Raw genomic sequence first — 12,476 nt, 5'->3', positions numbered from 1 at the left:
ACAGACAAAGGCCAGCGAAAGCTGGCCTTTTTCGTTGTAGCCTTTTTCTTTATTAGTCGTCGGCTTATTGCGTTACACAGCGACCTGAAGACTTGGCGGAAGCATAAAAAAACCGCCTGATCATGGCGGTTTTTTTATTTCAATAGACTCTAGCCGTCGCGAGCCTTAGAGCAGAAAGATCGTCGCCAGCCCGAGAAAGATGAAGAAGCCGCCGCTGTCGGTCATCGCCGTAATCATGACGCTCGCCCCCATCGCGGGATCTCGCCCCAAACGTGCAAGCGCCATAGGAATGGAAACACCCATCAGCGCTGCCAGCAACAGGTTGAGCGTCATGGCTGCGGTCATGACCACACCCAGCGACCAGCTGTCATACAGGAAGTAGGCGACCACGCCGATCACCCCCCCCCAGATCAGACCATTGATCAAGCCGACAGCCAGCTCCTTGCGCAGCAATCGCGCCGTATTACCGGTATTGACCTGATCCAGCGCCATCGCGCGGACGATCATGGTGATGGTCTGGTTACCGGAGTTGCCGCCAATCCCGGCCACGATAGGCATCAGCGCAGCGAGCGCCACCAACTTCTCGATGGAGCCTTCGAACAGGCCGATCACACGCGAGGCCAGAAACGCGGTTACCAGGTTGACTGCCAGCCAGGACCAGCGGTTGCGCAGCGAACGCCATACCGACGCGAAGATGTCTTCTTCTTCACGCAGACCCGCCATGTTGAGGACTTCGCTCTCGCTTTCCTCACGGATCAGGTCGACCATTTCATCGATGGTCAGACGGCCGATCAGCTTGCCGTTCTTGTCCACGACCGGCGTGGAGATAAGGTCGTAACGCTCAAACGCCTGTGCCGCATCGTAGGCATCGTCTTCAGGGTGAAAGCTGACCGGATCGTTGGCCATGACTTCGCCAACCTGCTTCTCCGGATCATTGACCAGCAGACGCTTGATCGGCAGCACGCCCTTGAGCACACCCTCGGAATCGACTACGAACAGTTTGTCGGTGTGACCAGGCAGCTCTTTGAGCCTGCGCAGGTAGCGCAGCACGACTTCAAGGCTGACATCCTCACGGATCGTCACCATCTCGAAGTCCATCAGCGCACCGACCTGATCCTCGTCATAGGACAAGGCCGACCGCACGCGCTCACGCTGCTGTGAATCCAGTGTTTCCATGAGCTCGTGAACGACGTCGCGGGGCAACTCGGGAGCAAGGTCGGCCAGTTCGTCGGCGTCCATGTCCCGTGCCGCCGCGAGCAACTCATGATCGTCCATGTCGGCGATCAGGGTTTCACGAACGGAATCGGATACTTCAAGAAGAATGTCGCCGTCGCGCTCGGCCTTGACCAACTGCCAGACGGTCAGGCGGTCTTCCAGGGGCAAGGCTTCAAGGATATAGGCGACGTCGGCAGAGTGAAGGTCTTCGAGCTTGCGTTGCAACTCGACGAGGTTCTGCCGGTGAACCAGGTTTTCTACACGGTCCTGATGCTGACCTTCCTGACGGTGGGTCAGGTCTTCAACAATACGCTGGCGCTGCAGCAGATCGACAACCTGAGCCAGGCGATCCTGCAAGCTTTCCTGCGTTTTTTTTACTTCTCTTTCGGTCATAGGCGAACTCCACTCCCAGCAGCGGAGCACGCCGGGAGATCAATCAGTTAATTCATGATTGTTGAAAAACATTATCGAGTAACGACTGGGTATGTCCATGGAGGTGTTCCACAAGCCCCGGCGGAGCTGACGGGCGCAATGATACACCGCTTTGAGCGAAGCGCACGCGAGAAAATTCAGCTCATAACAACCGTTTGCAGCGCAAACCTGCACAACTCCGTAAGCCAGCCAGGGTTCGACGTCACATTCAGCCAATAAAACACGCTCGCCCCTTTCAAAGACCGCAGTTAGCCTTTGCCGACACCTGTCACGGAGGACCTTGAGCATGCGACCTGAAAATCATCTGCTGCTGTGGAGCGCCCTGCTCTGCCTTCCTGCCGCTGCAACCGCCAGCAACGTTCATCGCTGCGAGGATGCATCCGGAAAGATTACGTTTACCACCCTCGGCTGCCCGGATGGACACAGTACCCGCCTGCAGAGAGCCTTCAACGCACCACCGGGAACCCGTATCGATGTGCTGCCGCCCGCCAACACTGCGCAAACCGCGCGTGGAAAACCGGCCGATCAGACACCGGTCGTGGTCGGCACACGCGATGATGGCTGTGGAAACCGCTTGAGCGCCGAACAGCGCCGGGCTGCGATCATCAACCAGCGCACCCCTCCCGGTATGACGCAGCGTGATGTCGAGAGCCTGCTGGGACGCCCCGACAAAGTCACTAATCGCAACGGAGAATTGCATTACGTGTACAACCAGAAAAAAGGCCGCAGCAATAAGGTGACATTTGACGAGAACGGATGCGTTAAAGGAAAACGCTAGAAAGCAAAAAGCCCACATCTTTCGATGTGGGCTTTTCGTTTGTATGGTGCACTCGACAGGATTCGAACCTGTGACCGCTCGGTTCGTAGCCGAGTACTCTATCCAGCTGAGCTACGAGTGCATTGGTGTTTTTAGACCAGATCACCTCTGGTTGGAGCCAGTTATCGGAAACCTTGTAATTACTTACAACACTTCAAACAACTTTAAATGGTGCACTCGACAGGATTCGAACCTGTGACCGCTCGGTTCGTAGCCGAGTACTCTATCCAGCTGAGCTACGAGTGCATTGGTGTTTTTAGACCAGATCACCTCTGGTTGGAGCCAGTTATCGGAAACCTTGTAATTACTTACAACACTTCAAACAACTTTAAATGGTGCACTCGACAGGATTCGAACCTGTGACCGCTCGGTTCGTAGCCGAGTACTCTATCCAGCTGAGCTACGAGTGCATGTGTTGATGCCGCGCATTATAGGTCGTAAAATTGTTTAGTCAAGCACTTTTTCTAGTAAATTCAACAACTTACAGATCAAGCCCAATCTTACGCACTACATAAATAATGGCGGAGAACGGGGGATTCGAACCCCCGACACCCTTTTGAGGTGTACTCCCTTAGCAGGGGAGCGCCTTCGGCCACTCGGCCAGCTCTCCGCAACACGGGGCGTATAATAACCACCCTTTTCCCCGTTTGCAAACCAAAAATTCAATAAAAATTAATGGCTTGGTTCTTCGTCCTTCTCTTTCTTGATACGCAGGTAAATCTCTTCACGATGAACCGCGACTTCCTTGGGCGCATTGACACCAATACGCACCTGATTACCCTTCACTCCGAGCACGGTGACGGTGATCTCACCATCTCCAATGATCAGGCTTTCCGCGCACCGACGAGTCAGAATCAGCATACTTTTCTCCTTACGCCTTTATTCAGGGACAACAGTCTGCAAACCTATAGGCAGTGACAGTAGCAAAACGCCATAACCACTACCTGTATATCGACTAACGCAAAGAAAACAAAAGCCCTTCTGCGCAGCACCCGAAAGACGCGGTCACGCCGCGCCCTTCGATGACAGGGTCATTCACCCTGCCGCGGAGCATCCAGCTCAAAGGCCGTGTGCAGTGCGCGCACAGCCAACTCCAGGTATTTCTCTTCGATGACCACGGAAACCTTGATTTCCGATGTGGAGATCATCTGGATATTGATGCTCTCCTTGGCCAGCGCTTCGAACATACGACTGGCAACGCCGGCATGCGAGCGCATACCAACGCCGACGATGGACACCTTGGCGATCTTGGTATCGCCGGACACTTCACGCGCGCTGATTTCGCGCGCGGTAGCCTCAAGCACCTGCAAGGCCGCCTGATAGTCGTTGCGATGGATCGTGAAGGTGAAATCGGTGGTGTTATCGTGCGAGACGTTCTGCACGATCATGTCCACTTCGATATTGGCCGCGCTGATCGGGCCGAGAATCTTGAACGCCACGCCGGGGGTGTCTGGCACACCACGGATGGTCAGCTTGGCTTCATCGCGGTTGAAGGCGATGCCGGAAATGATCGGCTGTTCCATGGATTCCTCTTCATCGATTGTAATAAGGGTGCCCGGCCCCTCTTTGAAGCTGTGCAGAACGCGCAGCGGGACATTGTATTTGCCGGCGAATTCGACCGCACGGATCTGCAGCACCTTGGAACCGAGGCTGGCCATTTCCAGCATCTCTTCAAAGGTGATCTTGTCGAGGCGCTGGGCCTGCGACACGACGCGCGGATCAGTGGTGTAGACGCCATCGACGTCGGTGTAGATCTGGCACTCGTCCGCTTTCAGCGCCGCCGCCAGGGCAACACCGGTCGTGTCCGAGCCACCACGCCCGAGGGTCGTGATGTTGCCGTGTTCGTCGACACCCTGGAAACCGGCGACCACCACCACGCGACCCGCTTTCAGGTCGGAGCGGATCTTCTGGTCGTCGATCTGCAGGATGCGCGCCTTGTTGTGCGCGCTGTCGGTGAGAATACGCACCTGATTGCCGGTGTAGGACACCGCCGGAACGCCACGCTTCATCAAGGCCATCGCCAGCAGCGCGATGGTCACCTGCTCGCCCGTGGAGACAATGACATCCAGCTCACGGGGAACCGGCTGATCACTGATCTGCCTGGCCAGCTCGATCAGACGATTGGTTTCACCGCTCATGGCCGACAGTACGACCACCAGGTCGTCACCCGCCTCACGGAATTTCTTGACCTTGTCGGCCACCTGCTCGATGCGCTCTACAGAGCCCACGGAGGTGCCGCCAAATTTCTGTACGATTAAAGCCATCTCAAAGCCGCCTCAAATCCCGTTAAGAGCACCCATTAACATTCGAGTCCAAGTAAGGCCTGCCGGTGTGCGGCAGGCCTGCTGACCCGACTCAGATACCCTGCTCTACAAAAGGAACGGCCAGTGCCAGCGCTGAATCCAGCGCACCGGCATCGACACCACCGCCTTGAGCCATATCAGGACGGCCACCACCTTTACCACCTACGGCGGCAGCTGCCTGCTTCATCAAATCACCGGCTTTGAGTTGGCCAGTCAGGTCCTTGGTCACGCCTGCAACCAAGACAACCTTGTCCTCATGAACACTGCCGAGCAGGATCACTGCGCGGCCGAGCTTGTTCTTCAACTGATCGACAAGCGCCAACAGCGCCTTGCCGTCCTGACCATCCAGGCGCGTGGCCAGAACCTTGACCCCTTTGACATCCAGCGCAGCTGATGACAGGTCGTCACCGGCGGCACTGGCTGCCTTGGCTTGCAGTTGTTCCAGTTGTTTTTCCAGCAGACGGTTGCGTTCAATCACCGCCGTCAGCTTGTCCAGCAGGTTGTCGCGATTGCCTTTGACCAGCGTCGCGGCTTCCTTGAGTTGATCTTCGGCCGAATTCAGCCAGGCCAGGGCCGCAGCGCCGGTGACTGCCTCGATACGGCGCACGCCTGCTGCGACACCGCCTTCACTAACGATCTTGAACAGCGCGATGTCACCGGTGCGGCTGGCGTGAATGCCACCACACAGCTCGACAGAAAACTCGCCGCCCATGCTCAGTACGCGAACGCTGTCGCCGTACTTCTCGCCGAACAGCGCCATGGCGCCCTTCTTCTTCGCCGTGTCGATATCGGTTTCTTCGGTCATGACCTCGGTGTTCTTGCGAATCTCGGCGTTGACGATATCTTCCAGCGCGCGCAGTTGCTCGGCCTTGATCGCTTCGAAGTGGCTGAAGTCGAAGCGCAGACGCTGACTGTCGACCAGCGAGCCTTTCTGCTGAACGTGCTCACCCAGCACCTGACGCAATGCGGCATGCAGCAAGTGAGTGGCCGAATGGTTCAATTTGGTTGCATCGCGAACTTCATCAGCCACTTGTGTTTCAACCTGCGCGCCAACACTCAGGCTGCCGGACGCCACAACGCCGTGGTGCAGGAAGGCGCCGCCGGTCTTAGTGGTATCACTGACGTCAAAGCGCGCGTCACCGGCCTGCAGGAAACCACTGTCACCGATCTGACCGCCCGACTCGGCGTAGAACGGAGTGACGTCGAGAATCACCACGCCCTCTTCACCTTCATTCAGGTGAGAAACCGACTGGCCTTCCTTATAGAGGGCCACGACGCTGGCGCTGCCAGTGGTCGCCGAGTAACCGGTGAACTGGGTGGCCACATCGACCTTGACCAGGCTGTTGTAATCCATGCCGAACGAACTGGCCGAACGGGCGCGCACGCGCTGGGCGTCCATTTCACGCTCGAAGCCTGCTTCGTCCAGGGTCAGATTACGCTCACGGGCGATGTCGCCTGTCAGGTCCATCGGGAAGCCATAGGTGTCGTACAGCTTGAACACCACTTCGCCCGGAACCACGGTGCCTTTGAGGTCGGCCAGATCCTGTTCGAGAATTTTCAGACCTTGCTCGAGGGTCTTGGCGAACTGCTCTTCTTCGCCTTTGAGTACGCGTTCGATGTGCGACTGCTGCTGCACCAGCTCAGGGAACGCAGACCCCATCTCGGCAACCAGCGCGGCAACGATCTGGTAGAAGAAGCTGCCCTTGGCACCCAGCTTGTTGCCGTGACGGCAGGCGCGACGAATGATGCGGCGCAGCACATAACCGCGACCTTCATTGGACGGCAGCACGCCGTCGGCGATCAGGAAGCCGCACGAGCGAATGTGGTCAGCCACGACCTTCAGCGAAGCCTGGTTGTCATTGCTGCAACCAATGGCCTTGGCAGACGCAGCCAGCAGGCTCTGGAACAGATCGATTTCGTAGTTGGAGTGCACGTGCTGCAGAACCGCACTGACACGCTCCAGGCCCATGCCGGTATCGACCGAAGGCGCTGGCAGCGGGTGCAGCACACCATCTGCAGTCCGGTTGAACTGCATGAATACGTTGTTCCAGATTTCGATGTAACGGTCGCCGTCTTCTTCCGGCGAGCCTGGCGGGCCACCCCAGATTTCCGGGCCGTGGTCGAAGAAAATCTCGCTGCAAGGACCGCACGGGCCGGTATCGCCCATGGTCCAGAAGTTATCGGAGGCGTACGGTGCGCCTTTGTTGTCGCCAATGCGAACCATGCGCTCGGCTGGCACGCCGATCTCCTTGGTCCAGATGTCATAGGCTTCATCGTCAGTGGCGTACACCGTGACCCAGAGTTTTTCCTTGGGCAGGTTGAGCCATTTTTCGGAGGTCAGGAACGTCCAGGCGTAGGTGATCGCATCACGCTTGAAATAGTCACCGAAGCTGAAGTTGCCCAGCATCTCGAAAAAAGTATGGTGACGGGCGGTATAGCCGACGTTTTCCAGGTCGTTGTGCTTGCCACCGGCACGCACGCATTTCTGACTGGTAACGGCGCGGGTGTAGGCGCGCTTTTCCTGGCCCAGGAAGCAATCCTTGAACTGGTTCATGCCTGCGTTGGTGAACAGCAGGGTTGGGTCGTTGCCCGGAATCAAGGAGCTTGAAGCGACACGAGTGTGGCCTTGCTCTTCGAAGAAGCCAAGGAAGGCTTCACGGATTTCTGCGCTTTTCATAGGTTCTTCCACGGAGACTGCGGCCAGAGGCAAGTGCAAAACGTCAAATGACGTAGCGACGGCAAAGGGCCGCATTATATAGGCGTTGCGCCCTCGGTACAGTGTGTTTGTGCGATAGAAACAAGTAACTGGATTATCGGCATGTCATGAGTGTTCAAAGGCTGCGAATGCGGCGATGACCTGTTCGATCTGAGCGCGCGACACGTTCATGTGGGTCACCATACGCAGCCGCGGTGCGGCCGTGAGTACGATGCCCCGCTCGGCGCAGAACGCCTTGAGCGATGCCGCGCGCTCGCCGATCGGCACATAGACCATATTGGTCTGTACCGGCTCGACAGCGTAGCCGAGCCCGCTCAGGCCTTCAGCCAGAAACGCCGCGTTGGCATGGTCATCCGCCAACCGCTCGACCTGATGATCCAGCGCGTAGAGCCCTGCCGCAGCCAGCCCTCCAGCCTGACGCATGCCACCGCCCAGCATCTTGCGCAAGCGGCGGGCCTTGGCGATCAACGGGTGCGAACCGCAGAGCACCGAGCCGATCGGCGCGCCCAGCCCCTTGGAGAGGCAGACCGAAACAGAATCGAAGTGCCGGGTAATCTCGCGAACATCGACACCCAGCCTGACCGAAGCGTTGTACAGCCGTGCGCCGTCCAGGTGGAGAGCGAGCCCCTTTTCCAGGGTCAGGGTACGCGCGGCAGCCAGGTAGTCCAAGGGCAGCACTTTGCCCTGCATGGTGTTTTCCAGAGCCAGCAGGCGCGTGCGGGCGAAGTGAAAGTCATCGGGTTTGATGGCGTCGAGCACCTGCTGCAGGTCCAGAGAACCGTCGGCCTGTACCTCCAGTGGCTGCGGCTGAATGGAGCCCAGCACTGCCGCACCGCCACCTTCGTACTTATAGGTGTGGGCCTGCTGGCCGACGATGTACTCATCGCCGCGTTCACAGTGCGCCATCAGCGCCAGCAGATTGCTCATGGTGCCCGACGGCACGAACAGCGCGGCGTCGAACCCGAGACGCCTGGCGAGCGTTGCTTCGAGCAGATTGACCGTAGGGTCCTCACCGTAGACGTCATCGCCAACGGGCGCACGTGCCATGGCATCGAGCATGCCGGCCGTAGGCAGAGTCACTGTGTCGCTGCGCAGATCGATGACAGTCACGAAAAAGCTCCCTGAAGTTGAAGATCGATAATGCATGCAACCTTTGGCTTGCAACAAGGCATTACTGAGGCCGCGGTACATGATAATCAAGCACCGCCGCTCTCGATACTCCGTGCCCTTATAAGAAAAAGGTAGGTGTACCGTACGAAAGTGTCCATGCATGATCCAGCGAACTATGATAAAAATCTCGCGCCGGCCACGTAAAGTGACGGCAACGTTCTCAGGGCGGGGTGCAATTCCCCACCGGCGGTAATGATGCGCAATGCGTCTAGCCCGCGAGCGCTTGGGGATCGCGGCTTTGGCTGCTATCTGCAAGGTCAGCAGACCCGGTGTGATTCCGGGGCCGACGGTCATAGTCCGGATGAAGAGAGAGCGGGATTGGTGTCAGCAAGAACGTCTGTAAAACCTATCCATGAACGACATCGTTCAGGAGGCTTTCCTACGCAGCTTGAATCCCTTTCGATCCAAATGCCCTGTTTTTTCCATAAACAGGAGTCAGAACACGTGCAACCAACTGCAATCGACAGCAAAAGCAAAAGCCACGCAAACGAGCGTGTCGCGTTCATCCAGGCCTGCTGGCACAAGGATATCGTCGACCAGAGCCGTAAAGGGTTTATCGCCGAGATGGCCAATCAGGGCTATGCCGAAAGCGATATCGACATCTTTGAAGTGGGCGGCGCCTTTGAAATCCCGCTGCATGCAAAACTGCTGGCCAATACCGGCCGCTACGCTGGCATCGTCGGCGCCGCACTGGTAGTGGACGGAGGCATCTATCGTCACGAATTCGTCGCGCAGTCAGTGGTCAGCGCATTGATGCAGGTCCAACTGGAAACCGAAGTACCGGTGTTCTCCGTGGTCCTGACACCGCATCACTTCCATGCAGGCGAAGAGCATCAGAGGTTCTTCTTCGATCACTTCGTGCACAAGGGCGAAGAAGCGGCCAAGACCTGCGCTGACACCCTGAACAAGGTACGCAGTCTGCGCCGTCTGGATGCACAGCAGAAAGCGGCCTGCTAAGACGAAGCATCGGTAGGTGTTCTCCCGGACACCTATCGTTCCTCACGCTTCAGCGTGGGAATGCCGTTCTGGACGCTCTGCGTCCGGTCTTGAAAGTGCCTGGCGATCAGCCGAGGCTATCCGCATCAGTGGGTACGATCAGAATCCCCGCCCGCAGGCCGTTTTTGACCCTGGGGTTGGGGAAGATGATCCTCGCGCCCTCCTCTTCCACTAACCAGCGTGAACCACCCGCGTCTTCGGCCAGCACGTAGCCTTTTTCCAGCGGCGAGAAGTTCTCGACGTCATCGGCCAGGTTGAACGTGAACGCATCGGTACGCTTGATCACTTCCCGCGCCACGCTGAACAGCTGCAACCCTTCAAGATCGTCATCCCGCTCGGGCTCGGTGCCCTCGATGAGCTGCTCGAGACACAAGCGCAGTGGCCCAAGATTGACCTCCTGGTTCTGCCCGAACGGCCGCGCCTTGCCCAGTTCCAGAGTGAAGGCCTCGGCACCCAACTGATCGTAGGTGTAGGCGCTGAACACAATGGACGGCTTGTTTTGCAGCAACACCGCACTCATACCCGCAGCCCGCAGCCGGGCCAGTTCAAGCCGCGAATGATTACGTCCTTCCTTCCACGGGTACAGCGCGAATTGCTCGATCGTCGAGCCACGAATGGCCGTGTGCAGGTCGTAATGCAGGCGGTAGCGGTCCGGCAGGCTGAAGAAAGTGGCTGCCAGTCGCTCCAGCTCGCAAGCGCGCAAGGCCTCGGCGCCACCACTCTGCTCGTGCCGGCCATTGAACAGCCGATTGACATCCTGCTCGACAAAACGCGTCCCGCGTCGCATGGCGTCGGGATTGCCGAACAGGAACAGAATACGTGCGCGCGGTTTCAGGTCGCCGCGCGCGATGCTGCGGATCAGTTCATCCAGCAGCTCGATGGGTGCCGTCTCGTTGCCATGGATACCGGCAGACAGCAGCAGATCGGTGCCATTGTCACGAACTTCTGGCGGGCGGACTTCCAGCGCGCCCTCGCCCATCCAGCGCATGCGCACGCCTTCGACGGTCAGTTGAGTCTTCTCCGCTGGCTCACGTCCAGCCAGGGTCAGTTCAAGCAGTTTGCCGAGGGCGAGCATGGCGCGCTTCCTTAGTGGTTGCAGTCAGGGCCGTGAACGTGACCGTCTTCCTCGACACCCATGTCGGCTGGCTCCATTTCCAGTTGCAGGCTGACCAGGTTGGTCGCCAGCGGACGCAGCAGCAGGTTGGCGTATTCGGCGTCGTCTTCTTCGACGTCAACGCCGATCAGCAACTGGCCACGGCCATCCTGCTGAATCCACAATTCCTTGCCCTGCCAGATGACGGCAACGCGGGTGCAGGACGTTTCCAGCTGGGTGCCATCAGTGTCTTCAAGGATCAGTTGCAGGGCGTCGCTCATGTAGGAATGCTCTCTATAAATGAAATAGTGCGCAGGACAATTGCCCGACGCGCAGGGTGCTTCAATTCAGTTGAAACGGATAAACCGCGCCCAGTTTAAGGATTTGCGTCAGTTCATCCAATGCCGTGCGACATTCGTTGAGCAATCGGGGGTCGGCCAGATCGCTTTCACTCATGCGGTCCCGGTAGTGCCTGTCGACCCACTGCGTCAACGTTTCGTATAACGGCGCGGTCATGATCACCCCCGGATTCACCGCCGCCAGCTCGGTGTCATTGAGCGCCACACGCAAGCGCAGGCAGGCCGGACCTCCGCCGTTCTGCATGCTTTGCTTGAGGTCGAACACCTTGACCTCGGCAACCGGGCTGTCATCGGCAATCAGCCGTTGCAGGTAAGCCCAGACGCTCGCATTAGCCTGGCACTCCTGCGGCACGATCAGCAGCATCGAGCCATCGGGCCGCGACAACAGCTGGCTATTGAACAGATAGGAGCGCACGGCATCCTGAACCGAGACCTCGGCACGCGGTACGCAAATAGCCCGCAACTGCCCGCCGACACGACTGAGTTTGTCGCGCAGCTCATCGAGCATCGGCTCGGTATTGAGGAATGCATCCTGGTGATAAAACAAGACCTCACCGTTGCCGACCGCAATCACATCGTTATGGAACACACCCTGATCAATGACCGCCGGGTTCTGCTGACTATAGACCACGCCGGCCTCGCTCAGACCGTGCAGCCGCGCAACGGCGCGTGACGCCTCCAGGGTCTGACGGGCCGGGTACTTCTGCGGCGCCGGGTAGCGCGTGTCGAACGCACTGCGACCGAACACGAAAAACTCGACCCCAGCCTCGCCGTAATCACGACAGAAACGGGTGTGGTTGGCAGCGCCCTCATCACCGAACTGCGCGACAGCCGGTAACGCAGGGTGATGAGCGAAATGCTTTGCATCGGCGAACATGACGCCCAGCACGCGAGTGGTGGTCGGATGCTCGATGCTGCGGTGGTATTTGCAGTTGAGGTTGGCCGCCGTGAAATGCACGCGCCGATCGGCAGTGTCGGCACTGGGGCTGACCGTGGCCGCGTTGGCCACCCACATGCTGGATGCCGAGCAACTGGCGACCAGCAGCGGCATGTCCTGACGGGCCGCCTTTTCAATCACCTGCTCATCGCTGCCGGTGAAGCCCAGACGGCGCAGGCCGGACACATCAGGACGTTCCTGCGGTGCCAGCACGCCCTGGGTAAAACCCAGGTCCATCAGCGCCTTCATTTTTGCCAGGCCTTGCAGCGCCGCCTCACGCGGGTTAGCGCTTTGCTGGCTGTTACTCTGGGAGGCAACGTTACCGTAGGACAACCCGCCGTAGTTGTGGGTTGGCCCGACCAGACCGTCAAAATTCACTTCGCAGGACTTCATCGGCAAGGCTCCGTGGATCTGTTTTTATAAGCAATCGTGCGCACT

10 protein-coding genes, 4 tRNA genes and 1 riboswitch are annotated in these 12,476 nt (G+C 58.3%); of the genes, 2 read left to right on the top strand and 12 right to left on the bottom strand.

Annotation, left to right across the window (positions count from 1 at the left end; translation table 11 throughout):
* Positions 1–165: 165 nt before the first annotated feature.
* Positions 166–1,608, bottom strand: coding sequence for a magnesium transporter (mgtE, locus tag AO388_RS26380; RefSeq protein WP_003434593.1), 1,443 nt, complete (start codon positions 1,606–1,608; stop codon positions 166–168).
* Between the two features lie 325 nt (positions 1,609–1,933).
* Here mgtE and bamE point away from each other — a divergent pair, with 325 nt between their 5' ends.
* Complete coding sequence (bamE, locus tag AO388_RS26375; RefSeq protein ID WP_058417444.1) at positions 1,934–2,425, top strand: outer membrane protein assembly factor BamE domain-containing protein; 492 nt, start codon at positions 1,934–1,936, stop codon at positions 2,423–2,425.
* 44 nt (positions 2,426–2,469) lie between these two features.
* Here the strand turns inward: bamE and AO388_RS26370 are convergent.
* The 8 genes from AO388_RS26370 to ltaE all read right to left on the bottom strand — a co-directional run bounded on the left by AO388_RS26370 (position 2,470) and on the right by ltaE (position 8,593).
* A tRNA-Arg gene (locus tag AO388_RS26370) sits at positions 2,470–2,546 on the bottom strand.
* 87 nt (positions 2,547–2,633) lie between these two features.
* A tRNA-Arg gene (locus AO388_RS26365) sits at positions 2,634–2,710 on the bottom strand.
* Between the two features lie 87 nt (positions 2,711–2,797).
* Positions 2,798–2,874: transfer RNA gene (locus AO388_RS26360), tRNA-Arg, on the bottom strand.
* 109 nt (positions 2,875–2,983) lie between these two features.
* Positions 2,984–3,074, bottom strand: a tRNA-Ser gene (locus tag AO388_RS26355).
* A gap of 62 nt (positions 3,075–3,136) precedes the next feature.
* Positions 3,137–3,325, bottom strand: a complete 189-nt coding sequence (gene csrA, locus AO388_RS26350) for a carbon storage regulator CsrA (RefSeq protein WP_002554426.1) — start codon at positions 3,323–3,325, stop codon at positions 3,137–3,139.
* A gap of 170 nt (positions 3,326–3,495) precedes the next feature.
* Entirely contained in the window at positions 3,496–4,728 is a 1,233-nt protein-coding gene (locus tag AO388_RS26345; RefSeq protein WP_003369901.1) for an aspartate kinase, read from the bottom strand.
* A gap of 91 nt (positions 4,729–4,819) precedes the next feature.
* On the bottom strand, positions 4,820–7,444 hold the full coding sequence (gene alaS, locus AO388_RS26340; RefSeq protein ID WP_003434584.1) for an alanine--tRNA ligase: 2,625 nt from the start codon (positions 7,442–7,444) through the stop codon (positions 4,820–4,822).
* Positions 7,445–7,588: 144 nt separating this feature from the next.
* Entirely contained in the window at positions 7,589–8,593 is a 1,005-nt protein-coding gene (ltaE, locus tag AO388_RS26335; RefSeq protein ID WP_058417443.1) for a low-specificity L-threonine aldolase, read from the bottom strand.
* A gap of 212 nt (positions 8,594–8,805) precedes the next feature.
* A riboswitch (FMN riboswitch) is annotated at positions 8,806–8,971 on the top strand.
* A gap of 126 nt (positions 8,972–9,097) precedes the next feature.
* Between ltaE and AO388_RS26330 the strand changes: the two genes are divergently transcribed.
* A complete protein-coding gene (locus AO388_RS26330) occupies positions 9,098–9,610 on the top strand; it encodes a 6,7-dimethyl-8-ribityllumazine synthase (protein WP_058417442.1) in 513 nt (170 codons plus the stop codon).
* 106 nt (positions 9,611–9,716) lie between these two features.
* On the opposite strand, the gene astE is transcribed toward AO388_RS26330, so the two are convergent.
* From astE to astB, 3 genes are all read right to left on the bottom strand, one after another.
* Positions 9,717–10,724, bottom strand: a complete 1,008-nt coding sequence (gene astE, locus AO388_RS26325) for a succinylglutamate desuccinylase (RefSeq protein WP_058397094.1) — start codon at positions 10,722–10,724, stop codon at positions 9,717–9,719.
* A gap of 11 nt (positions 10,725–10,735) precedes the next feature.
* On the bottom strand, positions 10,736–11,023 hold the full coding sequence (locus AO388_RS26320; RefSeq protein WP_003314741.1) for a hypothetical protein: 288 nt from the start codon (positions 11,021–11,023) through the stop codon (positions 10,736–10,738).
* A 61-nt stretch (positions 11,024–11,084) separates the two neighbouring features.
* Complete coding sequence (gene astB, locus AO388_RS26315; protein ID WP_058417441.1) at positions 11,085–12,431, bottom strand: N-succinylarginine dihydrolase; 1,347 nt, start codon at positions 12,429–12,431, stop codon at positions 11,085–11,087.
* Positions 12,432–12,476: the final 45 nt, after the last annotated feature.

Source organism: Pseudomonas sp. ICMP 10191 (assembly GCF_001467335.1).
Lineage (GTDB): Bacteria > Pseudomonadota > Gammaproteobacteria > Pseudomonadales > Pseudomonadaceae > Aquipseudomonas > Aquipseudomonas cerasi.
The sequence above is the reverse complement of the archived record's forward strand: the minus strand, read 5'-3'. Positions and strand labels throughout refer to the sequence as shown.